Genomic DNA, 22,911 nt, shown 5'->3' with positions numbered 1-22,911 from the left:
TATGCCGTTAATGACAGATTACAAACTTGAAGAAGTTGTTTGGACTGAAGGCAGTCAACATGACGAATGTTTTGTTAATGGATATTGGATAAAAATAACTTGGGGTAAGTATAAATTTTATTCTGAAAAGATGAAATCATTGGATCAGGCATTGGTATTACTTGAAGAATTAAAGAGGACTGACGGTGTATGAGATTTAAGTGTAAAAAATGCGGGGAAGTCGTAGAGAACGGCAGTATGTACCTTACTAATGAAGAAGTCAGAGAGAAAATAATCAAGCATAGGTGTAAGACATGACTAAAGACCTAGACCGATTATTGTTAGTCATAAAAGAATATGAATTATCACCGACTGATGAGTTATTAAAAGAATATCAATCTCTAAAATCCAAGATAGAAGAACGAGAACAGATAGTAGATAGATTGAAAGAAGAAATAGAAGATTTAGAATCATTGAAATCATTTAAACCTGAATGTGGATATGCCACACTCCAAAAACATGAAGGATTAGAAATACTAAAACGACTTCAATCAATCCTAACAGGAAATAAGACATGAGAATACCTATCTGGAAACGATTAGTGGAATTTTTTGCATTTACCTATTTTAATTGGGCTGTAGTCGTACCAAGTCTTATACCATTCATGATTTTATGGGTACGAGTGGATGAGACTCAGCTTTATGACTGGATATACATGTCAGTATTTACTTCACTCTATATAGGATGGTTAACTGTAAAGGTTGATTCAAAGTTTGCACCATGGTTTTATAGATTAATGAAAATGACTCCGCCAGTTTCTAAAGAACAAGAAATCGTTAATAGATTGAAGGAATGGAGAGATAATATTAGAAAACCATATAATTTAGAAGAAAATCCTAGACAGATTGATGAAAGTTCTAACATAGATCTTTATTTAATAACCAAGATTGATAAAATATTAGATGAAGAAAAATGAGTTTTTTTCAACATGTTCAACAGGGTTGTATTCCTGATTGGTTTTTAATTGTGCGGGAATGGATGAACGAAGGATTTATAACGGGTATAGATTACTTAAATGCTAAAATGTATTTAATTGATACTAATGTAATTGTACCTCAATGCCTGGGGAGGTTCTGGTAATGGAAGAACCGTTTAATCTTACTGAATGGCCATTTTTTAATGATGTTTATAATAGAAGTAATGATATTAAAGATTCTGTTGATAGATATGTTGAATGGGGAGAATTAGGAAAATGTTTTTGTAGTATGTGTGGGGAAAGAATGGAAACTAGAGTTGATAATTGTACATGTTCTAATAGATGTTTTGAATGTAGAGAAACTATTGATAATGATTATGATCATAATGATAATTGTTCAAAAAAGAAAGTTGAAACTTTTGATGATGTAAATATTGATGATGTAGAGATAGTTCAGCCAAATGAATATGATATGGATCATGATAGAGGATACCATATATTTATAAATAAATATCAAACTAAAGAAGGATTAGAGAAAGTAGTGGAGATGTTATTTAAATGAATAATGTTTTAGAACATATCAGAACTTGGACTAGTGCAGCTACCTTGATGATAGGTTTATATGTGGCATATGTGGTGAGTAACACATGAAAGCAAGAACAGTAATTTCTAATCATATTTTGGAGAAAACAAAAGTTTCTCGTACTGATGGTAAACATTTGGTTACTGGTGATAGACAAACTGGTAAGACAACTGCTAATATGATGGGTTCAATTATTAGAGCTTTTGAATCAGAACAAAATGAATATCATATATTGGTTATGACACCAAATTTGAGTATGATTAATAATCTTAAAAATATGATATTTGGATTATCAAAACAAAATTTCTTCCCAAATTCTGCAAAGATTCAATATGGTAGTAGAGGCAATTCTTGTAAATTGACAGTTGATGATCAAATTATTACTTTTGATTTTGTTAATAATATTGAAACATTTGATAAACTCAGAGGTTATAATGAATTTGATTTTGGAATTATTGAAAATTTTAATTATATGAAAAATTATAGAGAGGTATTAAATACATTTTTAAGATTTACTAAGGATTTTGTAATTTCAGGAGATAGTGTATTATGAAAATAGCATTAGACTTTGATGGTGTAACTGCCTATACTACTAAATTATGGGTTCAAAAATTCAATGACAAACACGGTGAAGAAATAACTACCCGTGCAATAGATCGTTGGGGATTTTATGAGCCATTGGGAATTGACTTGAACGAATGTATGGAAATATTTTCTGAAACCTGGCGGGATTGGACGAAACTAGAGCCAATGGAACAAGATATGTGGCAAAAGACAAAGATGTTATGCAATATTGGTAAGACTGATATTGTAACTAATGCAAGTCCCGAGGCTGAAAAGTATCTAAAGATGTGGCTTGCAGAACATAATATTCATTACAATGACTTGGTATTTTCTTCTGAGAAATGGAATCTTGACTATGATGTATTTATTGATGATTCACCAAGTAATATAGAAAAAATTTATGATGCTGGCAAGATTGCTCTGGTCTATAACCATGCCTGGAATCGTGGAGTTATTGAAATGTCAAGCCTACTTAATAATCCGTTATTTGGCGGAATTAAAAGGGTTTATAATATGTATCATGCAATAGACATACTGAGGAATATAAAATATCATGAGAAGATACAAGCCCAATAAGAAAAAATTCCTAGGCGGAAAACATGATGATGCAGAGCTAGTAGAGCTTGCACAATTTATCAGGGATGCATTTCCAAACGTAACAGTCAAAAGGGATTGGTTTATAGTATTTGACCAAGAAGATAACTATGTTAGATCTCAGGAATCTCAGCCAATAGGAGAGAGAAATTACAGGCACCCTGACTTGATTGTATTTCCTAAAGTTTATCAGAAACATGTAATGGTGAAGGTCAGACCAATTGTTATTCATGAGGTTGACGGATCAGTTCATGATGTACATGTAGTTGATACTGAGAAGAGAAATCAACAGTATGAAAATGCCAGGTTGCCATTGACAGTTACCAACAAGCGGGATATAACCGTAAGCAAGTTTGATGATATGTATAACAAGATAGAGCCATATCTAAAGGGTGATAATTAATGTATATAATAAAAAATGAAGATATTAAAACGCCATCCGCATGTAATTTAGGAATTAGACCAAATATAGAAATTATTTGGTCTGATCTAAAAAAAGCAGAAAAACTTAAACAAGAAATTTTAGAAAATCAGAAATTAAGAGAATTAATAATTGATATAGATTTTGTATATGCTTTGGCTTTATTATGTAATAAAGGATTTAAAGATGAATATGATAAAATGAAAAAATTAAAAGATTTTCAACAAACACTTTTACATAACAAAGTAGAGGGATAACTATATGCAAAGACGCATGGATTTATCTATCAGTAAGGACTTTAGAGATTGTTTTGATACACTAAATGTATATCAGAATATGAAGGATGAAAGTTTCAGTCATTTTATTTGTTTGGCTGTTCAAGAATTTGTTAAAAATAATATACAGAATGAACCTAATTTAATTGTTAATGAAAAGTTTTGGAATGATATTATCAGTAAAATGGACAAGGAAGAAATTCTAGAAATGGATAGATTAATAACTAAGTTACACGGGAAATTAATGAAGCAGTTATGACTAACATAGATATTGAAGGACTGAGTAAGGCTGGCATAAATTTAATGCCGTTGAAAAAAGATACAAAGGTTCCCATGGTTGCTTCATGGACTGAACTTCAGTCAAAAAAATATACTGGTGATTTTCCTGACAATTGTAACGTAGCGATTATATGTGGTGAGGTTTCTGGTGGACTTTTTGTAGTTGATCTTGATGATGCTAGTCTCTTAGATGATTGGCAAGATTATGTAGACAGAACTAGGGTTACTGAAACTGGTAAGGGATACCATATCTGGTTTAGAGCATTGGGCTTTTGTCCTCCAAACAGACAGCTTGAGGATAAACGCGGAAGAACAATTGATTTGAAATCCGAGGGTGGATACGTACTTGCACCTGGCTCATTTTATGTTCCAACAGACAAGGAAAGAGAGGCTGGCAAGTATCCCAAGGAAAAAGAGAATGGATTTGAATACAAGTTAATTTCTGACAAGTCGATACTTAGAGTAAATGCAAACAAGATTCTAGAAAAATTAAAGGATTTGGGATTTAATACTGAAAGTAAAACCTATGATGATATTGAACAGGGTTTGGCTGAAGGCGGTAGAAATGACGGTACTTTCAAATTGGCATGTCATTACGTTAGGGACTTACAATTGCATGGTGAGGCACTAAGATACAAGCTGGAAGAAGTAAATGCAAGGCACAAGCCTCCGCTTGATGAGACTGAACTAGATGTAATTATCCAACAGGCCATGAGATATGAGTCAAGTAACATAGAACAAAGTCCCGAAATTATTGGAATTGAGACACTAAAGACAAAGATACTGAATCTTCCTAAAGATACTGATTCTGTTAATCTGTCAAAGGATTTCCCTGATCATGTAAAACAACTCGGGGAAGAGACGGTTACTACTATGCTTAAAAAATACATACCAGATATAAAAATAACAACAGTACAAAGGGTAAAACTAAGGGACTTGGAGGCTGATGTTCATGAAGGAATACCAGTAGAGTTTGATGCCATGATTATAGCTGTAGGTGAACGAGGTACCTATACTGTAGAGGCTGATTATCAGTGTCCCAAATGTAACAAGATAAAGAAAGGTGGGCATGATCAGTTCAGAAACACTGTAATTCCATTCTGTTTGAAATGTAAGTTACAATGCGAAGTTATCAGGGATACCATGAAAACCAGTTTCATTCAGCCATTAAGAATACAGGAATTTTTGGATGATACAGTTAATAATACACCAGTGGAATATGACGCGGAAATCATTGATAAAAGCATAGGTAAGGCATTTATTTCTGACAGAAAGACATTTGTTGCAAAATTCAGAAGTATTCCAGCTAGAGGTAAGAATATTATCATAATTGAGATTATGGGTATGCGTGACTTGGATCAAAAGGAAGGATGTATGCCCGATGATACGGAAATTGAAAAATGGAAAACTGAAGGTGACATATTTACAAGGGTTAGAGACAGTATTTCACCAGAACTTTATTTGAATCCTACAATTAAGGAGAGCCTTATGCTTTCTGCAATTGGTGGTACTTCGTTTAACGGTAAAAGGGCATTGATACATGTATGCATGCTCGGTGATGCACAAACTGGAAAATCAGAATTGTTAAAGAAGATGCATACTCTGGTATTGGGTTCAGGTATGGCAGTAGGTGGCAAGGTATCTGGTGCTGGTCTTACTATGAGTATGGTTAAATTATTCAATGGTACTTCCGTACCTCAAGCTGGTCTGCTTCCTACACATACTGGAAAACCTGTAATGTTTGACGAAGGGGACAAATCTGACAATTCCGTATTAAATTCCTTGCTTGAATGTATGGAACAGGAAACCGCTACGCTTGTAAAGTCTGGTACTGGAAAACCTGGCAAGTCATTAGCTGCAAGCTGTGAGATAATGTTTGCAGCTAACCCCAAAGGCGGTAGATATAATCCAAAACTTCAGATGATGGACAATTTCAGTATGGAAACTCCGTTTGTATCAAGATTTGATATTCTTTGGCTTATGCTTGACATTAATGATCCTGAGACTGACAAGATAGTTAGAAAAATTATCAGAAACTATGGCAAGAACAAGGATCAATTCATGGATGATGAGGAACTTCAAAGATATTTCAGTTACACTAGATCATTAAAGCCTGAAATGAGTGAAGAAATTTGGGACAAGGTTGATGCTTTACATGAAAAAATGAGAGCATTAAACAAGCCTGATTCTATTCCTATCGGATGGAGGCAGTATTACGGTCTAGAGAGAATGTTGACAGCTAGTGCAGCTGCACATTTGAGGGACAAGGTTACTGATGAGGATTTTAAAATCATTGAGAGAATTGTTATACAGTCTTTCAAGTCATTCGGATTAAACATTGAAACTGGTGTAATTACAAAGCCATTGGACAAGGCAAATGTAACAAAAAACACTGTAATTCTGGAAACTTGGGGAGAGATTGCAGACAAAGAAACTGGATATGGTGACAAGGATGATTTCATTAACAAATTGGCGGAGAAAGAAGGATTTGATCATATGAAGGCTATAGATGCTTGGACTAAGGTTATTTATCCTACCGTAACTATTGATGCTGATACACAATTGTATAAGAGGAATGTTTCATAATGGGTAGTGAACGCCAGGAATTATTTGATGAATTAGATTCTTTAGAGCCTGATGATCCTCGAATACCAAAAATACAGGAACGAATTAATGAGATAGAAAAATGGATGATTAAGAGAAATTATATTAAGTCTATTACAAAGTGGGGAGATTCCAATATTTCACCTATTTATCCTTATCATACTGGTGCTGTGTATCTTGAGGATTTGGGGAGAGTTGCATCTTTTAATAACGAAGGTTTAAATTACACTACCACAAAGGCTATACATGTCTGTAAAATGTGTAGATAATCCGACACCATTAGAAGGAGGTAGTAAGTAGGTATGTTTGTATTCAATGGTAAATCACCAAATAGTGCAACTATAGAATCAGTACAGGCATTAGAAAATCATAGATTAAAAGCGATGGGAATTTCAAAGTTTGAAGCAGATTTTAGTTTATGGCAAAAACTTAGAAATATGGAAGAATACCACACACATTCAAGTTTTAGGCATTTTGTTCAATATTTAGAACAAGAATTATTCAAAGAAACATTCCCAACTACAGATGAAGGAGCGAAGCATTGAGTAAAAATATAGCAAAAAGATGTGAAGATTGTGATTTTACGATTGTGATTGGCTGGACTGACGATTGGAAGTTTTGCCCTCAATGTGGAAAAAAATTAGAGGAGAAATATGATTATTATGATTGACTTGCGACTACTTGAGGTAAACGAGTAATGAGTTTAACACGAATAATCATGAGTTTCTTTTTTGGAATTATGTTGAATATTCCTCTAAGTTACTCGTTTAATGAATTGATCAATATTGGTATGATTTCTAGTTTTATTATGATGTTACCTCTTAGTGTTATATTCATGTATCAAATCTCATTGTATTTTGATAATCAAAAACAAAACTCAATTACTAAATCTCAGAAATAGAATCAATATAAAGACTTAAATAATTGTTTTTTATTTAAAAAGTGTGGAAACAGGTCTTAAACAATTTGATAAACATTTTACAGCCGATGATATGATTGGATTGGGAGAGGAATTGATAGAATTAAAAAAGAAGAGGAAGAAAAAATAATGGTATGGAAATTTGTTAGAGAAGATGATTTGAGTTTGAATCAATTAAAGAAATGGAAAAATTTCTTTATCAAGGATTTGGAGTATGCTGAGAATCAATTGAAAGAAGCCGAAAAAATGGCGGAAGAATTTGATTTACCTAATGAAAAAGATATGGTCAAAAAGGCCAAAAACAATGTAAAAATTTCACAAAAGAATCTTAAACTTGTAAAAGAGGCAATAAAAATAGCAATAGAAAACGGTAAATAAATTTAAATATCTGATAATTTAATTCATTCTATGATTAATTGGCACACTAAAAATATCAATATTCAGAATTATTACAAGATTATGCGTAGGGCTATAATGCTTAATGGTGATAATGGTAGAGGATTATCAGGTTATGCAGCTTGGAAACATTTCAAAGATAATACCACATTACATGTATTTCCAGCTGACAGATTGGACGAGTTTAGACATTTCTTTGCTCATTTAGATGTTGAGACTGCCGAAGGTATTGCCTGGGGAGTCACTGGACAAAATGAAGTTTATATGTTTATCAATGATTCCAGAAACAGTTTCATATTCAGATCAAATATTATGCCATTTGTTCATGAATTACTACATGTATTATATCAGCAACAAGTAGGTACTTTTCATGTAACCAGATTATATGACGGAGCTCCCGAAGGCAGAATAGGAACTAGGGGATCAGCTGCTACAGTAATTGTTCATGATAATTATTATGGTAGTAAAGAAAGAATAAGAGTATGGATTTCTTGGGGAATTGGTTGGCTTCCTGTATCATTTCCATATATACCAATAAGAAAGGCTAAAGAGATGTATCCAATTTAGTTTGATTGGTCATTAATTTTTTACATTTAGGACAATAAGGAGCTTCTTTTAATGGTATATGTTTGTCACATTTCCAACAATGAAATTTACCACATCTACAATTCATTATCAAGTTTTTTTAGTCTATTTTTCTTATAGATTTCCATAACTAGTCTGTCTATTGTTGATTTTGAGGTTTGTTCAATGACAAAATCTAACAGATTATTTACAGCTTTTAGAACTTTAATTTTTCTTTGGGATGATTCATTACTGTTTTGAAACTTGCCACAATTTGCTACTAATAATTTTAATATATTGATCTCTTTTTTCATATATCAATTGATCTATATATCAGTTAATATATGTTTCTAGAAAAACGAATCCATTTTGAGTGCCTTACCCCTACCCAATAATACATCAATGTCAATTTCCATGGGTTCTACTACTTGTTCCATTACACTTTCTAGGCTTAGAACATATTTTTTCTTGTCTATATCCTGTCTTTCAACTAGGGATATTGGTTTTACAAATGGTTTTTTCCATGTCTTTACAAACTGTATGAATTGACCTTTTTCTGGTTTGCCTGGAAGTTGTTCAGCTGCTTTTAATGCTTGTGGTTTTACCTTGTATTCATGAGGTTCTTTGTTAATCATTACCTTAAAGGCCAATTTTTCCAATGGTAATTCCTCAAAGTTTTGATACGTTTCCTTGATTTTGTTTGATATTATAGTTTTAATCTCGGGGAAATCATCGGGTTTCATAATAGTCTTAAGATCATCTAATACATTGGTAAATAATTCCTTTACAAAGGGAGGCGTATTTGATTTCTTGCCTGATAGTCCCTTAATGTCTAATGATCCGTCTTTCTTGACACCAAAATAGTTCTTTTTTCTGCCCGAAAGAACTAAATAACGATATTCTTTATCTACTTCTAGGTCAATAGCATAATGTTGTCTACAAAAATCAATAAGATAGTCGATTTGTTCTTTGGTTGGCTTTTTGACGAAAATGGAGTCAGTATCTCCCGCCAGAACAGGAAGATTTTTGGAGTTTGCAGCTTCTACCGTCTCTGAGATAATATTTCTACCGATTGCAGTTACAGCCTCCGCAGCTGGTAGGAAGAATAGCGGGAAACTCTCGAATCCTACAACACCATAAGATGCATTAAGAAATACCTTTAGAGCCTGAGCAATAGTATCATTAATGTTTTTTTCCTTTTCATCTTTGGCACTTTTGGCTAGTTGCTTGAAATGGTTTACTCTGAGTTCTTTTAATGAGCCGATTAACAGTGATACTGCTCCCTGCTTTTTTGTACATGACCAATGTTCAGTATATGGTACCTTGTTTGTCTTACATTCTTCATGAGGACAACATATGGTATCATAGCTTACGTTTCTGGTTTTGATAATGCTTGGATACAGACTTGCAAAGTCCATAACTGTTACATCAAAATGAATACCCTTTTGTTGATCTAATACAATTGCACCCTGATACTTTTTGCCTTCAATGTCTGCCGTGGTACTGGCTTCAATTTGCGGGAAATCATCGGATCTAGGAATAAGTTCATTATTAATTCTATGATGAAAGTATAACATGCTCTTAATCCAATTACTGATAGCAAGCCTGGATATATCATCAATAGGCATATTACCAATTCTACACAATATGATTAAGAGATTGATTACTAGGTTATTGTCATAATGTGACAGTTCAAAGGTTAGTCTAGAGTCGTTATAACAATATTTTGACAATAAATTCAATGGTATTTGTTGCAAGTCACCTTCATATTCTGTCTTATGTTCGCCAAGTAGTGCGGAAGATACGGAATCTAGTCCTTCTTCTACATATTTAGCATTAAAGGCGTATATCTTAAGGGAACGATTACTAAACACACCATAAAGGTCAATATGGATACCAAGGTTTAGGGTTGCAGTATTCTTCATCATCTTGAACGGATTATGATCCATTTCAAGGTTTACGGCTCTGTTATACAGATAAGGCATATCAAACATATCACCGTTGTATGTCAATACTACAGGATAACTTTCTATGATCTTGAAACTATCTTCAAGCATTTCCTTTTCAGAATCATACCACACCAGATCATAATCCTTTTCCTTATCTTCTTCACCCTTTGGTATTTCAGGCCTATTGAGTGTAAAACATTTCTTGATACCGTCTGATGAGTGAAAACTGATTGCAGTAACACGGTTATTGGCTTGCTGAGGATCTGGTAACTGGTCTTTGGAACTTTCAACTTCTATATCAAATGCAATTCTTTTGATTTCTGGTATGGGTTCGCTGAGAATATCAGCCCATAATTTCAGTTGTTTCTTGAATTTTTCAGTATCTACCACACTATCCATGTCTATTTTTGACAGGTCAAATGTATCATTATCGTTTGGTAACGGTTGTATGTTACCATCGTTACTAAGAATATACCATTTGCCTACTACTAGTTTTCTGTCATAGATATATGTCTGATAGTATTTGATATCAGATTCCCAAGTCTTGAATCTTTCTCTGATTGATTCATCTCTGCCTCCAATTACTAGGGGATTGTCAGTTGATATCTTGAATAAGGTTTGTTCTTCATCTTTGATAGTGTTAAGTAGTTTTACTTCTTCAATGTTGGAAATACCAGGCCATTCTTGTAACTGGTTTGCAGTATCAGGAAGTACGTAACAATGAGAAAGATGATTAGTTCTGTCTTTTACTAGGATAACTCTGTTAGTGTCAGGATGATAGAACTTGAGTATAGCTTGACGATTCTGATAAGCTGCTGATAATAATATACATTTTAACTGTTTAGACATTTTCTACACGTAGGATAGCTTGTGTATTCCTTATAAAAACCTTCATCACCACATTTTCTACAACATAGTTCTACAGGTGATCCTTTCATGTGTTTGTATGGTATTCGTCCTACTAATAAACCTTTATATATCGTAACTAATTTTAGAAATATATGAGATACATTTTTATAGCCCTAATTTTGGCTGGTATGATTTCGCCAGGTTTCGGGGAAGTAATTGATTTTACTGATTTTTGGTTTGCTGGTGAAAAATACATTATCATACTTATAGACGACAGAAATGATTTCCCTTACATATGCCCCGATGATGATAGAGTATGCTGGATAGAGGATACATATGAAGGAATTGAAGTCAATTACATATTCATATTAGAGGATGCACAAGAACAAGGCGAAAGGTACAAGATTTGAATATGATTTCCAACATGTCCTTGAAATGCTTGGGTTTTACTCGATCCGAGCTTACTCAAGTATGGGTGTGGCAGACTTGGTATTTACGCCTCCTTGGAATCCATGTGGAAATAACAGAGCATTACTTGTACAATGCAAACATCAAAAGTCCAAGGATTATATTGAGCCTTTTGAAAGAGATCATCTTGACTATTTACAACAAACGAATAGTGGACTTGTCATTATCGCCTATAAAGATAATTCTAAAGTAATGATAAAGTATTGGGAATCTGGTAAGCGTGTAACAATTGAGGAATTTTTGCGGGAAGAATATGGAATACCAATAGAAAGCTATAGTAAGATACTGTCAGCTTATCAGGGTTATAGAAGGCCAATACAGTTACATTATGTACCAAAGGAAGTATATATTAATAGGAATAAGAAAGAAAGTGAAAAGCCCATAGCTCCATTTGCAGACGGCTTGGACATTGAAATGTATTTTCCACATGTACCAGAAAGATACCGAGATAGACATAAATAAGGTATCAAAATCAAGTTATTTATGACAGATCCATTAATTGCTAAGATACTGTATGGGCTTATTGCTTCATCACTACTTAGTATAGTCATAGTTTTTATAGCCAATAATGTGTCTATGAAAATGAAGGCAATACCACAAGGAGAAAAACCTAATGGTAGAATGTTAGCTAGTCAACTAGTACACTTGCTGATTGTATCGGTATGGTATATAGGACTGATTTGGTACTGGTTTACTCTATTAGCACAAGTAGAAGCATAGATTTATAAAACCAAACCATTCTTTATTTTTTAATGACAAAACAAGACAATTCCTTGCTTGAGCGTACTAGAAAATCACTGAATAATGATCAGATTGATTCATGTTTCGTTCAATTCAAAGAGGCTGTACAAGAATTTGTAGAATTGCCACAAGTAGAATTAGTTGATAGAGATGAAGAAAATAATAGAATAAAACTCATCTTTGTACCTATTTCTAAAAGTAATGCAATTAACGCACCTTCTTTAAGTATATCAGTAACAGAATCATGTCAAAACATGGAGCAAGTTAAAGCAATTAACGCACATGCTGAAAATTGTGGTATGTGTCGTGGTGGCTCAAATATCACATTTAATAACAAAAATGTTGGTAAGTTTGAGATTGCTTTGGCAAATATGCAGAAAATCTTTGAAGAGAATTACGCAAGAGCTATGAAAGAGGATGCTGAAGCACAAGACTTTGATAAGTTAGTTGAAGAAGCATTTAAAATACTCAATGTTAGAGAGGAAGATGCACCAAGACGAAGAAAAGAATTAATTGGAAACGTTGAAGGTGATTTATATGCAGATGAATATGATAAAAATTTCAATATTAATTTGCATAATCTTAACATTGAACAAATTAGAGAGTTATCAAAGGTTATTCCAAACCTTTAAATACTTTCTTCTTTTTTTATTTTATAATGATTAGAGAATTTTATAATGATTCATGGATCACCCATGTAAAACATGATGATGAAACTAATGAAATGGTAGTTACTATGAAAGGCGGAACTAAAAACAAGTATGCATGTCAAGGCGTAACCCTGGCAGATTTTGAAGCATTTAGAGATTCGGGAAGTAGAGGTACACATTTTAACAATGAAATAAAAGGGAAGTTCTTACATGAATGGTTTAGTTAACATAATCATAGGCAAACCAGATTCTCAAAGGAGATATAACTTTGCTACAAAGGGTAGTAAGATTACTGAAATTATTGAAAAGATTACCTTGACAGGGGGACTTAAGGTATTAATCGTTGAAGGATCTAGAGGAATTTTTATGGTACTTTAAAATGTGTGGAATAAGCAAATGTGTTATTTGTGGACTTATGAAGGAGAAATGCGGGCAAGCTTGTCATTCTCCTATCTGTCAACTATACATTAAACAATATGCACACAAGTATCATGTAGATCCTAGAAAATCAAAGTTTGATTCTGAAATATATCAAATATGTAGTGGTACTTGGTAATTATCTTAATAACTTATCATACTCTGGTTCTACTTCATCATATCTGTAATTTTGACCGCGAAAATAACTGTGAATATCCTTTTGATTCTTGATATACCAATAACATACTATCATGATCCAGGCAAATATACCAAATGGAATTATACAAAGCCAAGCTGTTAGACTTGGTAATAGAAATAACCTTCGAGCCTTGATCAATTTGAACTACTCCAACTCACTTTGATATCTTGTGAATCAACATAGTTAAACCACTTGATTATTTTTCCATTTCTCCACAATGCTATTTTTCTGTTTCTTATCATACTTCGATAAAGACCTTTTAGTTTCTTGCCCATTGGTTTTAATTGAAAGCCAATTATACAGTTTTTCTCTAGGACTTTGGACATAAATGTTTGACATTGAGGCATGAACATACCATGACTAAACAACATATGAGTACTGTAATTTTGTGAGTTTCTATAGAACATGTTTGGCTTGTATCCTATTTCATCTAGGGTTTTATTTTCAATCTTTGCTAGCTCTTCCGCATTTTGTAAGCAACATGGACATTCTACGTAACCGTCTGGTTGATTAAATAAAACTGTCAAGTATGCATTTTTAATATCTTTATACATTTATCTCACAATTAATATTCCCTTGTATCCCTCTTATAATCGTTGGTAGTTTTTCACCAAATATTTTATAAAAATATCTTTTACGTAGTAATTCATTTATTTTTAATTGAATTTTATCTTCATTTTTAAAATCTCTTTTTCTCATATAATGAAATGCTAAATGATCTAATTCTCTTATTTTAATTTCATTTTCCATAATTTCATTAGAAAAAAGTAGGGAAGGAGAACTCATTCTTTATCGTCATTCTCCATATTGATACCAAATGTTTCGACTTTGCCTTCTTTCTCAAGATCATTAAATTTCTTTTTGTACTTGAGATTTCGGGGCTTACCACGGAGCTTATAATTACAACATGGACAGTTAAGACCGTTCCAGTTTATGAATATTTCACAAACTTGACAACGTTTCTGTCCAGCTGCGTATCTACCCGTGCCTACAGGCTTTTTGGCTTTGTACCTGTCACATATTCCTTTACATGTCATAAACCTAATTCCTCCTTACAAAAATTACATAATTCAATCATATCTCTAGTTTCAGAAGAAAAAGTATTCAAATGGATTCCTCCACTTTGAATAATAGTCGTTTTGTATCCATATCAAGATCAAATATTTTACTACTTAGTCTAGTATGGTTTTTGTTGCTAATCAAGTCATTATAAAACATGTGAGTTAATCGCATGTCTAATTCCTTGATCTCTTTTGACAATTCTATTATTTTGTCAAGTATTGTTTTTTCCATGATTAGTAATTCTTTTAGAGATTTATAAAAGGTTAGAAAGCCTTAAAAGGAGAAAATCAAAACTATTATATATGATAATCCCAGGCGAATCCCGAATTAAAAAATATCGGGGTATCTATGAGGATCAAGATCAGTCAAATGCCTATAATTATAATGGCTTTGAATATATCTAGTGTATGAATACAATAAATAAAACGCTTGTACCCATAAATAATCTAGGTGTTTCATAGTTAGTTTAATATTATTTACCAAATATAAAACTACTTAATGTTTATTAACTGTTACATGTTAACAAAACTATGTCTCGTAATGAATATATGAAAAATTACATGAGAAATTATCGAAAAACTAGTCCATTATACAAAATACATAGTAAAAATGCTAATGAATCTAGGAGAATTAGAGCTATGTTAAAAATTAAATTAGTATTAGTTTGTAAATGTGGAAGAAATGATTTATCTATATTAGAAATTCATCATACAAATAATAATGGTTCAGAAGATAGAAAAAATAGAAAAGGTGATAAATTTTATGATGATATTATACAAGGTAGACGTAAAACCGATGATTTAGATATATTATGTGTTGTATGTAATTGGGAAGAACAACTAAAAGTGTTGAAAAAATTACACCCATTAGAATAAATCATTATTGTATTAACAGATAACATGTATACAAAAATGAATATGGGATTATGTCTCGTAAAAGAGGCTAATACTACAGAACATTTAATCAAGAAATGTATAAAATTACTTGATGAAAAAGAACAAACAATAGAACAAGTAAGAAAAGAATTTCCTTGGCTATTTTAGGCTAAATAGCTAGGCTTTTTTTCTAATTTATTAGCTATTCCGCCTAAAACTTTACCATGTTTGTAAACAAGTATTGGGTGCCTTCTTTTTGAATCAGTTAATATCTTTTCATATTTTGGATCACTCTTTAAGACTTTGTTAATTCCGTGAATACTTGCAGCTTGAGCCATTAACATCTTCCATTGACCAGACATGTAAGCTATTTCTCTAGGACTGATTAACATGCCTTGGAGCGTATGATTAAGCATTATTTGTTCACTTGTATCTAATTCATTCATATAATCATGGACTTTGAGATAATCATCACCAATAAATGTAAATTTAGACATGGTTTAATAAAATAAAAAAGAGAATAAAAGTGTTTAGATTTCTTTGAATTTCTCAAAGTTTTCTACATAATCAGCGATTCCATTGGAAATTAAATCATCTCCATAAAATCCCCAGCATGAGTCTATATGCTTTTTATGTTCTTCATTATGATCACATTCTGAGACTTTACTTAATACGAATCCGTATACATTACCGTTGACATATTGATCATATGTATCCAATTCGCCATTAAATATGTTTTCAACTTTTGTTAAAGTCTTTTTTGTGATTCTTTTGACACTGTACTCATTTTTGATTTTTTCCTTAGTGGCAAAAATATATCCTATCATTCCACTATCCCAAGGATCATTAAAATCGCGGGTGCTCAAGGATATACCACTATGATCAATCATATACACTGGTACTTTGACTATATCGCCTTGACTTTGTAAAAATTCGTCTATATCTTCGACTTGTTGATCACCAATTGTATAATGATGATTCTTTTTAGTGACAATTGTGCCTAAATTGTCCCATTCTCGGGGACTTGCTGGATTTGTATCATAAAATATTTCCAGTACTTGATCCCCGTTTCTTAATGTTTTAACTAGGTTTTCCATGATTAGTAAATAGTTATAGAGATTTATAAATGTATAGAACTTTTAAATATATTATAAAATGACACAAACATTTATAAAAGGTATTGAATATTATAATAATGTTAAGTTAGTTTATAACACTAATAAAACACTCGAAGGCCTTAAAGGATTCGGGAAATGGTGAAAAGTAGTGAAACACCACTTAACAAAAAGAAAAAAGGATTTACGTCCTAACATGTTACCATAGGCCGATAAATGCGGGGACATAATGAGAACCGTATTTATGACCTATTTTATATTATAATATCCATAATATAGGAGATTATGATAACAAATTTGTTATATAACAAAACTGTTATATACCAGATTCCCCAGGTTTTATATTATATAAGTGTTATATTTGACAATTACAATTTTTAGATTTCAATTTGTTTAATTGATCATCCCAAGGATTAGGCATATTAAAATTAAAATCCTGTATTGTGTAAATATATGCGGGTAAATTTTTAAAGTTATATCCGCGTTTGTTTGCTTCTTTGACTAGATAAACATGTGTTTTAATAAATGCCGAAATATTATTTCTAAATCTTACCATTTCGGGGTGATTTTGGTATCCTGTACCATATACAAAACATTTCGCCATTGATAACATTTCTCTATGCATACCAGTTAAATGAGACTTACATAATTTACTAAAGTCTACTTGATCCCAAATTCTCATAATTATAATTAATAGTTAGTTATTATAAATCATTCGCGGGATTTTATGCGAATTATACAACCATATTTTAAACAAAAACTAGTATCACAATAGATAATTAAATTATCATTTGGTGTTTTTACTGATTTTGTGAAATAACACATAATTAATAAAATCCTTTGAGTATTCTATTCTGTACGCTTATGGGTATATCTTCCCATTTCATACGAGAATATTTAATTTTAAGCTCATATCTTAAATTAGCACCTGACAGCATTTTTATTGCTTTTATTTTCAGCCTACAAATTTCTGTCTTCCTTTTATAGGCATTTTTAACAGTTGTGTGCACTAAATTATACTTCCTTGTTTTTTTTTCTTTTACTTTTTATGAAGTTTAGAAGAGTTGTAATTTCAAGAATGGGTATGGTATATAGATCAAATTAATGTTTATTGCTTCATTGTTCTCAATTTCAGACACTCCTCCTTGGATACTTGACTGACCAATTTATTGTTTCTCGCTACACCTATGATATTATGATTAGGTTTTTCTACTTATACTAAGTGTATGGAAAAAATATGTTATCTTAATCGCTTCGTCTCTTTTCTCTGCTTTTCTTTTTTATACAATTTAAATGCCGGCCAAGCAAAATTTTTACGCCGTAAGGCTTCTTGTTTAAATAGAATACATTCACAGATTCTTGCACTTGTAACATACTTGCTAATAACCGTCCTTGTTTTGCTACCTTTTTTTATCTTCCGTAAACTGTTGAATGAAACAAAATTATAAGCTAAAAATACTTATAACAAGATTTTTGAATTACAAGAGAGTGTAATTTTTAGTGGACATTTCTAGTTTTGTGCGGTTTTGAATTGTCAAAAATACTATATCACATTTATAAGAAACAGCACGCCTTTTGAAAAGCTCGTTTTGCAAAGGCCGTCTTTGAATTGCCAGTTGAATATTAGAAATTTATTGAAAAGTATCAGGTCTCAAATTAACAAAAATTTCGCGAAAAAAGAATGTGACCTCCTGCTGTAAAGTAAAAATTTTTTTGTTTTTTAAACAGTCTTCCGCGATGTCAGTGATATACTGTTATTTATATATTATTACCAAGAATTATTATGTTTACATATTATAAGGTTTCTTACGTTCATAACTCACGGAAAACTTTAACCCTTTGCGTCCCGAGATTTTGATGAAAATCTTTAGCCAAAGAAAATAACATAAACGGTCTAAAACTGTGCCAAGTTAATGTCACATTTTTTTCCAAGGTTGGCATGTCGGGAAGAAGAGACTTTAAGGCCGGCATAGCCGACCTATTTTTAAATTTTTCTTTTTCTTTTGCTAAATGTTATAAATTTATGTATCACGTACCATAAATACTTCAAAAGAAGACATTTTGGCTGCATTCTTGATTTAGAACTAACTAAAATGGTATTTTACTTCTCAAATAAAGATATTTCAACGGAAACTTCAATACGCGTCACTAGAATATACTTGAATCACAAGGAACCCCATTCTTTCATGTAGAATTTCAAAAGATAATTGTTAATGTAATTTTGTTCACATGTAATTCCAAATTAACAATAATTTTGATAGAATACAAATTTAATGTACAATTTAATTTCATAAAACCTGATGTGACATTTATGTCAGTACTTTTTTTTGCAAACTAGCGTAAAGAGAGTAGGTTGTTTCCCCTTTTCCTTTTCTTGCAGGGTGTAATGCTTTGTTTTAGAAATAGTATTCTTTGGTATTATTGTAATTTGCGATTCACAGTGTGGTTTAATTCGAAGTCTAAATATAAAATAGTGTATGTGATAACCAAGAAATTGAGTTTTGATGGTTTACAACTATTTGTATTGAGACAAACATTGTAATACTTATTGTATTTTAAAAATAGGTTTGAGATTATGATCAAAAGTTTGCTTCTTATGTAAGCTTATATATAATTTCATCTATTTTATTCAACTGAAAATTAAAAGAAAACAAAGCTGAAGAAGAAAAATTTAACAATCCTTTTTTAAATGAACTGTATTAATGTAATGTTAACACTATGGCATCATGCACAATCACACCTTAGTTTACAAAACACACTCTACGAAAACATACACTATGAAAAAACACCCAACATGGAGGTTCATGTGTCACTATAATGAGTTTATTCAATAGCACACTGGTTTTTTAATCAAAAACCTTATTTAAATGGAATAAAGGAAACATAATTTTAACTCTTTTTTGTCAATGAAGGGGTCATAAGTGGAAATACTTTATATATTGATTGAAAAAGCACATTGAAATCTAAGAATAAGATATGCTAACATTGTAATCTGTATTAAAAATCGAGAGAAATTTAAATGCTATCATTGGATTGGGTCATGTCTAAAATTAAATTATAAAGATACTTTAAGATGCCCTAAGAAGCACATTCCCAACAAAAATGCTGGAAGAGTGCTTCTTAGGGAAGCAAACAGTAAAAATCAGAAAAGTGAAAATGGAAAAAGTTTTGTGAATTCTGTAGAGTTGCTACAAAAGATTTAGTTGCTATGCTGGAAAAAGCTTTCTATTTACAAAACTTTAAAACAAAAAAAAAGTCATGACATGACAGTAATAGGCTGCTACTTACTTCACACTGAAATCTTAAAACTATTTAATTATGTAGCTACAGATTGAAAAAAATTTACATGACTAGTTTAAGCATAGTTTAGAATATTATATAGAGTACATATTTGCTCAACAAGGCTGTGTCATTTTTTTGAAAAATGAGGTCTATGTCTAAAGATATATATAATACAAATGTAATGATAAGATGAAACATTAACACTGATATAAATACTGTGTTCCTTATTGTACCCCCTTTTTATTACTGAAATCGAATCACTGATTATAAATAATATGTAACTTTCACATTAGCAATGACTAAAACAGTGAGAGAGAGATATATAGAGTGCTTATACACTCACTAAACAGTGAGACAGCAAGATGAAGGTTTGCAAGGTTTCAATATCTTTCCCCATAGTATTAAAATGAATTAAATTGCTAGCAAAAATTAATTGAATTTAGCTAAAGTATTGTAAATTATCAGGATCATAAGGGGTGACGTCCATACTCAACTTGCCACAAGAAACGGCCATTGGCCGTTTCTTTTAAGACCCACCCACCTAATACTATAAACGGCCTCTTGTGGTAACTAGATATAGAAGCCAAAAATTAAAATTGTAGCCTAATGCTTGTCTCTTAAACTGCCATCTTAAAGCCACATGTAATAAAATATATGATCCCCAATGAAAAACTGTCCCCTCCGTTGTTTTGAGTAATTAAAGTAAGATTTCCGTAAGATTTCCGTTAACGGAAATCTTACTTTAATTGCTCAAAACAATGGAGGGGGACATTTTTTCATGGGGGATCAAATATTTTATTACACACAGTTCATTTTGTCCGGTTGAAAAGTCCGTAATTTGTCTGATACGTACTCAATCTACAATCTGCAATTTAGTGTCACTTTATACACCAAATTTCTGCCTTGTCTAATTTAATTTTTTTCCGAAAAATTTCTATGTATTTGAATTAGACACGACATAAAACAGGTGAAAAAAGCAAAACTGAATTATCTGCAGCAACTTGAATTAAACTCAAGAGGTTGTGTCTAATTTAATTCATAAATTTGACAAAAAGTTGACGTTGCTTTATGCACCTATTTTTTGCCTTGTCTAATTTAATTGTGAGGTTACTTCATGTGAAAGATATCACAAATTTGCGATGAATTGGCAATATTTGCATATGGTTTCCTATGGCAACACTTATAATTCTGAAAAAAGACGAGACTTAATTCAAACTTTAATATAATGATGTTTGTTTATGCTTATGGTGCTTGAAAAAGACCGTCGTAAGAGAAAATTTTTTTTCGCTATTTGGAAATAAAACTCTTTCAAATCCTCAACTCTGCAAAAAAAAAAACTTTTATAAAGAACAATGATAAAATTAATTCTTCGGTTTTTAAGTTCCAAGCAAGTCTGAATTAAATTTTTTTCCTAACTTTATTGTCAATTGTACATTTACAGTCGAGTACGGTCGTAATCTGGAATTAAAATTGACAAAACGACCGTACAAGGGCCGTACAAGAAATAATTTCACGCACGAGGAAAATTTAAACCATTACAATTATGAAATAATATTTATACGTTATGAATCCTGTGTATTCAAATCTTTTTTTCAAATTCAAATTTTTTTGATTGTGAAGACAATTAATCGAGTTTTGTAATTCTATAAAATTAAAACGACAAGAGATAATTTGACAGGAAAGGGGTTAAAAACAGCCATTTTCAAAAAGTGCACTGCACGCAAAGGGTTTAATTAAATTCGGTAGTGTATGAAATATAGTGCAATTTAATGTATGTACGGTCCATTATCGAAATGAATTTGAGATTTTTACCATACATGTACAAACATGTACTTCTTATTTCTCTGCCCCCTCCATCAAAGAAAGTCCGCAAAAATTCGGTACATTTTTCCGAATTAAAACCCACCCGACTGTACACGACCATATGCTACCATACTTGTGTACGGTCATCCGTCAGGTCGTGTAAGAAGAGGCTCAAGAAGAAGCTTTTTGGTTGGATGTTATGTAGGAAAAAAATGAAGAGAAGGATAAATTTGATTTGAACATTAATGCCACACTAAAAACAGTCACTAAAAAAAGACACCCTCCCACAAACGGCCAATGGCCGTTTCTCATGGCAAGTTGAGTATGGACGTCACCCCTAAGCACCCACGGCCGTTACGATCGGAAGCGAAGTTTGCAAAACCAGAAAAGAGACATGCAGATACTAAAAATGTCATAACTTTTGAAAAAATTAATATTTTTAAATTCTGTAAAAAGGAGATGAAAGCCAAGTGTTTTAGCTACACATTTAACCATAAAGATTGCTTCTCAAGGCTCAAATTATAATCAGTTTTTGAACAAATTTAGCAAAATTCAAAATCTGTAATTCAATTCAACACTTTTTGAACACATTATGATGTATATTTTTGGGGAAAAAGAAGATAAATAATAGTATTTTTAATGGGTGAGAAGTTTTTGATAACACAGGTTTAAATAAAACTATTTCTGAAGCAGATATGACCAACTTTACTACTCAAAAATACATAGTTATTTTCTAAGCATTTCCACAAATTCTATTTCTTCATCTGGAGAATAAACATAGGAATTCTTTCAAGTGTCTGTAGTATCAGCAAAGTCAAACCCACAGAATTGATCTGATTAGTTTTATATAATCATTACTTCATGATTGTCAAGATCTACAACAAGTAATTTCCATGAGTTCATCTGTTCTTCCTTCCTTGCATGCTTCTAAACTTTCTCTTGAAAGAGAATGATTTTTAGAAAAACGTGCGCACTCCACTGAATGGAAGTCGCTTATGTGAAGTCCGAAAAACGCTGACAAAGGTAAATCGGCTAATTTGATTGGATATCATATTATTATGTCATAGATTTACGGAAAGTTTTGATATTATTTTTTTTCAGGGGGTAATAGTTTTTAGCTTACTGGCTCTTTTCTACGTGTCAGATTGACTTGAAATTTTCAGGAGAGTTAGAAAAGAGGTTGTTTGAAACATTTTTAGTTGAAACCAAACTCTCACTTCAATATTTTAGGATTTATTATTGTATAAGTAAAAAAGTTGATCAAAAACAACACTTAGACTCCCCCAGTCACCTTGACCAAGCCAAAAATCAGATTTTCCGCCTTTTTTCTACGGAACTGGAAAGTTT

The 22,911-nt window shown here is 31.9% G+C and carries 32 protein-coding genes; 23 read left to right on the top strand and 9 right to left on the bottom strand.

Annotation, left to right across the window (positions count from 1 at the left end; translation table 11 throughout):
- Window position 1 precedes the first annotated feature (1 nt).
- From ACQY22_RS00195 to ACQY22_RS00125, 15 genes are all read left to right on the top strand, one after another.
- Window positions 2–193 carry a hypothetical protein gene (locus ACQY22_RS00195; RefSeq protein ID WP_428323636.1) on the top strand — a complete coding sequence of 64 codons (192 nt, stop codon included), beginning with the start codon at window positions 2–4 and terminating at the stop codon, window positions 191–193.
- A gap of 100 nt (window positions 194–293) precedes the next feature.
- Window positions 294–557, top strand: coding sequence for a hypothetical protein (locus tag ACQY22_RS00190; RefSeq protein ID WP_428323635.1), 264 nt, complete (start codon window positions 294–296; stop codon window positions 555–557).
- A gap of 104 nt (window positions 558–661) precedes the next feature.
- A complete protein-coding gene (locus ACQY22_RS00185) occupies window positions 662–955 on the top strand; it encodes a hypothetical protein (RefSeq protein ID WP_428323634.1) in 294 nt (97 codons plus the stop codon).
- Between the two features lie 163 nt (window positions 956–1,118).
- Window positions 1,119–1,517: a hypothetical protein gene (locus ACQY22_RS00180; RefSeq protein ID WP_428323633.1), complete on the top strand. Its 399-nt coding sequence runs from the start codon at window positions 1,119–1,121 to the stop codon at window positions 1,515–1,517.
- Window positions 1,518–1,602: 85 nt separating this feature from the next.
- Window positions 1,603–2,091, top strand: a complete 489-nt coding sequence (locus tag ACQY22_RS00175; protein ID WP_428323632.1) for a hypothetical protein — start codon at window positions 1,603–1,605, stop codon at window positions 2,089–2,091.
- Window positions 2,088–2,678, top strand: a complete 591-nt coding sequence (locus ACQY22_RS00170) for a 5' nucleotidase, NT5C type (protein WP_428323631.1) — start codon at window positions 2,088–2,090, stop codon at window positions 2,676–2,678. Before ACQY22_RS00175 ends, ACQY22_RS00170 begins: the two co-directional genes overlap by 4 nt.
- Window positions 2,656–3,099 carry a hypothetical protein gene (locus ACQY22_RS00165; RefSeq protein ID WP_428323630.1) on the top strand — a complete coding sequence of 148 codons (444 nt, stop codon included), beginning with the start codon at window positions 2,656–2,658 and terminating at the stop codon, window positions 3,097–3,099. Before ACQY22_RS00170 ends, ACQY22_RS00165 begins: the two co-directional genes overlap by 23 nt.
- Complete coding sequence (locus tag ACQY22_RS00160) at window positions 3,099–3,374, top strand: hypothetical protein (RefSeq protein WP_428323629.1); 276 nt, start codon at window positions 3,099–3,101, stop codon at window positions 3,372–3,374. Before ACQY22_RS00165 ends, ACQY22_RS00160 begins: the two co-directional genes overlap by 1 nt.
- Before the next feature lie 4 nt (window positions 3,375–3,378).
- Window positions 3,379–3,651 (top strand): hypothetical protein, encoded by a 273-nt coding sequence (locus tag ACQY22_RS00155; protein WP_428323628.1) that lies wholly within the window; start codon window positions 3,379–3,381, stop codon window positions 3,649–3,651.
- The gene (locus ACQY22_RS00150) at window positions 3,648–6,257 is read left to right on the top strand and encodes a bifunctional DNA primase/polymerase (protein WP_428323627.1); all 2,610 of its coding nucleotides are present in this window, start codon (window positions 3,648–3,650) and stop codon (window positions 6,255–6,257) included. The genes ACQY22_RS00155 and ACQY22_RS00150 overlap by 4 nt, the downstream gene beginning before the upstream one ends.
- The gene (locus ACQY22_RS00145; RefSeq protein ID WP_428323626.1) at window positions 6,257–6,544 is read left to right on the top strand and encodes a hypothetical protein; all 288 of its coding nucleotides are present in this window, start codon (window positions 6,257–6,259) and stop codon (window positions 6,542–6,544) included. The genes ACQY22_RS00150 and ACQY22_RS00145 overlap by 1 nt, the downstream gene beginning before the upstream one ends.
- A gap of 33 nt (window positions 6,545–6,577) precedes the next feature.
- Window positions 6,578–6,820 carry a hypothetical protein gene (locus ACQY22_RS00140; protein WP_428323625.1) on the top strand — a complete coding sequence of 81 codons (243 nt, stop codon included), beginning with the start codon at window positions 6,578–6,580 and terminating at the stop codon, window positions 6,818–6,820.
- On the top strand, window positions 6,817–6,945 hold the full coding sequence (locus tag ACQY22_RS00135; RefSeq protein ID WP_428323624.1) for a hypothetical protein: 129 nt from the start codon (window positions 6,817–6,819) through the stop codon (window positions 6,943–6,945). The genes ACQY22_RS00140 and ACQY22_RS00135 overlap by 4 nt, the downstream gene beginning before the upstream one ends.
- A 378-nt stretch (window positions 6,946–7,323) precedes the next feature.
- Window positions 7,324–7,572 (top strand): hypothetical protein, encoded by a 249-nt coding sequence (locus ACQY22_RS00130; protein WP_428323623.1) that lies wholly within the window; start codon window positions 7,324–7,326, stop codon window positions 7,570–7,572.
- A gap of 30 nt (window positions 7,573–7,602) precedes the next feature.
- On the top strand, window positions 7,603–8,157 hold the full coding sequence (locus ACQY22_RS00125) for a hypothetical protein (RefSeq protein ID WP_428323622.1): 555 nt from the start codon (window positions 7,603–7,605) through the stop codon (window positions 8,155–8,157).
- Between the two features lie 95 nt (window positions 8,158–8,252).
- Here the strand turns inward: ACQY22_RS00125 and ACQY22_RS00120 are convergent, their stop codons facing one another.
- Window positions 8,253–8,468, bottom strand: a complete 216-nt coding sequence (locus tag ACQY22_RS00120) for a hypothetical protein (RefSeq protein ID WP_428323621.1) — start codon at window positions 8,466–8,468, stop codon at window positions 8,253–8,255.
- Window positions 8,469–8,504: 36 nt separating this feature from the next.
- The gene (locus ACQY22_RS00115; protein WP_428323620.1) at window positions 8,505–10,952 is read right to left on the bottom strand and encodes a DNA-directed DNA polymerase I; all 2,448 of its coding nucleotides are present in this window, start codon (window positions 10,950–10,952) and stop codon (window positions 8,505–8,507) included.
- A gap of 152 nt (window positions 10,953–11,104) precedes the next feature.
- On the opposite strand from ACQY22_RS00115, the gene ACQY22_RS00110 reads away from it, so the two are divergent.
- The 5 genes from ACQY22_RS00110 (at window position 11,105) to ACQY22_RS00090 (ending at window position 13,038) form a co-directional block, all read left to right on the top strand.
- Window positions 11,105–11,362 (top strand): hypothetical protein, encoded by a 258-nt coding sequence (locus ACQY22_RS00110; RefSeq protein ID WP_428323619.1) that lies wholly within the window; start codon window positions 11,105–11,107, stop codon window positions 11,360–11,362.
- Between the two features lie 67 nt (window positions 11,363–11,429).
- Entirely contained in the window at window positions 11,430–11,882 is a 453-nt protein-coding gene (locus ACQY22_RS00105) for a hypothetical protein (RefSeq protein WP_428323618.1), read from the top strand.
- Between the two features lie 120 nt (window positions 11,883–12,002).
- Window positions 12,003–12,140, top strand: a complete 138-nt coding sequence (locus ACQY22_RS00100; protein WP_428323617.1) for a hypothetical protein — start codon at window positions 12,003–12,005, stop codon at window positions 12,138–12,140.
- Window positions 12,141–12,172: 32 nt separating this feature from the next.
- Window positions 12,173–12,793: a hypothetical protein gene (locus tag ACQY22_RS00095; protein ID WP_428323616.1), complete on the top strand. Its 621-nt coding sequence runs from the start codon at window positions 12,173–12,175 to the stop codon at window positions 12,791–12,793.
- 26 nt (window positions 12,794–12,819) lie between these two features.
- Entirely contained in the window at window positions 12,820–13,038 is a 219-nt protein-coding gene (locus ACQY22_RS00090; RefSeq protein ID WP_428323615.1) for a KTSC domain-containing protein, read from the top strand.
- A 523-nt stretch (window positions 13,039–13,561) separates the two neighbouring features.
- Here the strand turns inward: ACQY22_RS00090 and ACQY22_RS00085 are convergent.
- The 4 genes from ACQY22_RS00085 to ACQY22_RS00070 all read right to left on the bottom strand — a co-directional run bounded on the left by ACQY22_RS00085 (window position 13,562) and on the right by ACQY22_RS00070 (window position 14,720).
- Window positions 13,562–13,981 (bottom strand): hypothetical protein, encoded by a 420-nt coding sequence (locus ACQY22_RS00085; RefSeq protein ID WP_428323614.1) that lies wholly within the window; start codon window positions 13,979–13,981, stop codon window positions 13,562–13,564.
- The gene (locus ACQY22_RS00080) at window positions 13,974–14,213 is read right to left on the bottom strand and encodes a hypothetical protein (protein WP_428323613.1); all 240 of its coding nucleotides are present in this window, start codon (window positions 14,211–14,213) and stop codon (window positions 13,974–13,976) included. The genes ACQY22_RS00085 and ACQY22_RS00080 overlap by 8 nt, the downstream gene beginning before the upstream one ends.
- Window positions 14,210–14,464 carry a hypothetical protein gene (locus ACQY22_RS00075; protein WP_428323612.1) on the bottom strand — a complete coding sequence of 85 codons (255 nt, stop codon included), beginning with the start codon at window positions 14,462–14,464 and terminating at the stop codon, window positions 14,210–14,212. Before ACQY22_RS00075 ends, ACQY22_RS00080 begins: the two co-directional genes overlap by 4 nt.
- A 67-nt stretch (window positions 14,465–14,531) precedes the next feature.
- On the bottom strand, window positions 14,532–14,720 hold the full coding sequence (locus ACQY22_RS00070) for a hypothetical protein (RefSeq protein WP_428323611.1): 189 nt from the start codon (window positions 14,718–14,720) through the stop codon (window positions 14,532–14,534).
- Between the two features lie 299 nt (window positions 14,721–15,019).
- On the opposite strand from ACQY22_RS00070, the gene ACQY22_RS00065 reads away from it, so the two are divergent.
- Together ACQY22_RS00065 and ACQY22_RS00060 are read left to right on the top strand one after the other, a co-directional pair.
- Window positions 15,020–15,364, top strand: coding sequence for a hypothetical protein (locus ACQY22_RS00065; RefSeq protein ID WP_428323610.1), 345 nt, complete (start codon window positions 15,020–15,022; stop codon window positions 15,362–15,364).
- Between the two features lie 24 nt (window positions 15,365–15,388).
- Window positions 15,389–15,532 (top strand): hypothetical protein, encoded by a 144-nt coding sequence (locus ACQY22_RS00060; protein WP_428323609.1) that lies wholly within the window; start codon window positions 15,389–15,391, stop codon window positions 15,530–15,532.
- Here the strand turns inward: ACQY22_RS00060 and ACQY22_RS00055 are convergent.
- From ACQY22_RS00055 to ACQY22_RS00045, 3 genes are all read right to left on the bottom strand, one after another.
- Window positions 15,529–15,861, bottom strand: a complete 333-nt coding sequence (locus ACQY22_RS00055; RefSeq protein ID WP_428323608.1) for a hypothetical protein — start codon at window positions 15,859–15,861, stop codon at window positions 15,529–15,531. The genes ACQY22_RS00060 and ACQY22_RS00055 overlap by 4 nt on opposite strands.
- Before the next feature lie 33 nt (window positions 15,862–15,894).
- The gene (locus ACQY22_RS00050) at window positions 15,895–16,461 is read right to left on the bottom strand and encodes a hypothetical protein (RefSeq protein WP_428323607.1); all 567 of its coding nucleotides are present in this window, start codon (window positions 16,459–16,461) and stop codon (window positions 15,895–15,897) included.
- Between the two features lie 373 nt (window positions 16,462–16,834).
- Window positions 16,835–17,161, bottom strand: coding sequence for a pyrimidine dimer DNA glycosylase/endonuclease V (locus ACQY22_RS00045; RefSeq protein WP_428323606.1), 327 nt, complete (start codon window positions 17,159–17,161; stop codon window positions 16,835–16,837).
- A gap of 5,553 nt (window positions 17,162–22,714) precedes the next feature.
- Between ACQY22_RS00045 and ACQY22_RS00040 the strand changes: the two genes are divergently transcribed.
- Window positions 22,715–22,911, top strand: a 197-nt coding sequence (locus ACQY22_RS00040; RefSeq protein WP_428323605.1) for a hypothetical protein, incomplete at its 3' end; no start/stop codon positions are given.

Origin of the sequence: Candidatus Nitrosopumilus sp. (genome assembly GCF_965263415.1) — an archaeon.
Lineage (GTDB): Archaea > Thermoproteota > Nitrososphaeria > Nitrososphaerales > Nitrosopumilaceae > Nitrosopumilus.
The sequence above is the reverse complement of the archived record's forward strand: the minus strand, read 5'-3'. Positions and strand labels throughout refer to the sequence as shown.

Excerpts from the sequence above, each read along its gene's own strand:
- ACQY22_RS00195 (WP_428323636.1), top strand. The coding sequence starts at position 2 with ATGCCGTTAATGACAGATTACAAACTTGAAGAAGTTGTTTGGACTGAA.
- ACQY22_RS00190 (WP_428323635.1), top strand. The coding sequence starts at position 294 with ATGACTAAAGACCTAGACCGATTATTGTTAGTCATAAAAGAATATGAA.
- ACQY22_RS00180 (WP_428323633.1), top strand. The coding sequence starts at position 1,119 with ATGGAAGAACCGTTTAATCTTACTGAATGGCCATTTTTTAATGATGTT.
- ACQY22_RS00175 (WP_428323632.1), top strand. The coding sequence starts at position 1,603 with ATGAAAGCAAGAACAGTAATTTCTAATCATATTTTGGAGAAAACAAAA.
- ACQY22_RS00170 (WP_428323631.1), top strand. The coding sequence starts at position 2,088 with ATGAAAATAGCATTAGACTTTGATGGTGTAACTGCCTATACTACTAAA.
- ACQY22_RS00165 (WP_428323630.1), top strand. The coding sequence starts at position 2,656 with ATGAGAAGATACAAGCCCAATAAGAAAAAATTCCTAGGCGGAAAACAT.
- ACQY22_RS00160 (WP_428323629.1), top strand. The coding sequence starts at position 3,099 with ATGTATATAATAAAAAATGAAGATATTAAAACGCCATCCGCATGTAAT.
- ACQY22_RS00155 (WP_428323628.1), top strand. The coding sequence starts at position 3,379 with ATGCAAAGACGCATGGATTTATCTATCAGTAAGGACTTTAGAGATTGT.
- ACQY22_RS00150 (WP_428323627.1), top strand. The coding sequence starts at position 3,648 with ATGACTAACATAGATATTGAAGGACTGAGTAAGGCTGGCATAAATTTA.
- ACQY22_RS00145 (WP_428323626.1), top strand. The coding sequence starts at position 6,257 with ATGGGTAGTGAACGCCAGGAATTATTTGATGAATTAGATTCTTTAGAG.
- ACQY22_RS00140 (WP_428323625.1), top strand. The coding sequence starts at position 6,578 with ATGTTTGTATTCAATGGTAAATCACCAAATAGTGCAACTATAGAATCA.
- ACQY22_RS00130 (WP_428323623.1), top strand. The coding sequence starts at position 7,324 with ATGGTATGGAAATTTGTTAGAGAAGATGATTTGAGTTTGAATCAATTA.
- ACQY22_RS00125 (WP_428323622.1), top strand. The coding sequence starts at position 7,603 with ATGATTAATTGGCACACTAAAAATATCAATATTCAGAATTATTACAAG.
- ACQY22_RS00120 (WP_428323621.1), bottom strand. The coding sequence starts at position 8,468 with ATGAAAAAAGAGATCAATATATTAAAATTATTAGTAGCAAATTGTGGC.
- ACQY22_RS00115 (WP_428323620.1), bottom strand. The coding sequence starts at position 10,952 with ATGTCTAAACAGTTAAAATGTATATTATTATCAGCAGCTTATCAGAAT.
- ACQY22_RS00110 (WP_428323619.1), top strand. The coding sequence starts at position 11,105 with ATGAGATACATTTTTATAGCCCTAATTTTGGCTGGTATGATTTCGCCA.
- ACQY22_RS00100 (WP_428323617.1), top strand. The coding sequence starts at position 12,003 with ATGAAGGCAATACCACAAGGAGAAAAACCTAATGGTAGAATGTTAGCT.
- ACQY22_RS00095 (WP_428323616.1), top strand. The coding sequence starts at position 12,173 with ATGACAAAACAAGACAATTCCTTGCTTGAGCGTACTAGAAAATCACTG.
- ACQY22_RS00090 (WP_428323615.1), top strand. The coding sequence starts at position 12,820 with ATGATTAGAGAATTTTATAATGATTCATGGATCACCCATGTAAAACAT.
- ACQY22_RS00085 (WP_428323614.1), bottom strand. The coding sequence starts at position 13,981 with ATGTATAAAGATATTAAAAATGCATACTTGACAGTTTTATTTAATCAA.
- ACQY22_RS00080 (WP_428323613.1), bottom strand. The coding sequence starts at position 14,213 with ATGAGTTCTCCTTCCCTACTTTTTTCTAATGAAATTATGGAAAATGAA.
- ACQY22_RS00075 (WP_428323612.1), bottom strand. The coding sequence starts at position 14,464 with ATGACATGTAAAGGAATATGTGACAGGTACAAAGCCAAAAAGCCTGTA.
- ACQY22_RS00070 (WP_428323611.1), bottom strand. The coding sequence starts at position 14,720 with ATGGAAAAAACAATACTTGACAAAATAATAGAATTGTCAAAAGAGATC.
- ACQY22_RS00065 (WP_428323610.1), top strand. The coding sequence starts at position 15,020 with ATGTCTCGTAATGAATATATGAAAAATTACATGAGAAATTATCGAAAA.
- ACQY22_RS00060 (WP_428323609.1), top strand. The coding sequence starts at position 15,389 with ATGTATACAAAAATGAATATGGGATTATGTCTCGTAAAAGAGGCTAAT.
- ACQY22_RS00055 (WP_428323608.1), bottom strand. The coding sequence starts at position 15,861 with ATGTCTAAATTTACATTTATTGGTGATGATTATCTCAAAGTCCATGAT.
- ACQY22_RS00050 (WP_428323607.1), bottom strand. The coding sequence starts at position 16,461 with ATGGAAAACCTAGTTAAAACATTAAGAAACGGGGATCAAGTACTGGAA.
- ACQY22_RS00045 (WP_428323606.1), bottom strand. The coding sequence starts at position 17,161 with ATGAGAATTTGGGATCAAGTAGACTTTAGTAAATTATGTAAGTCTCAT.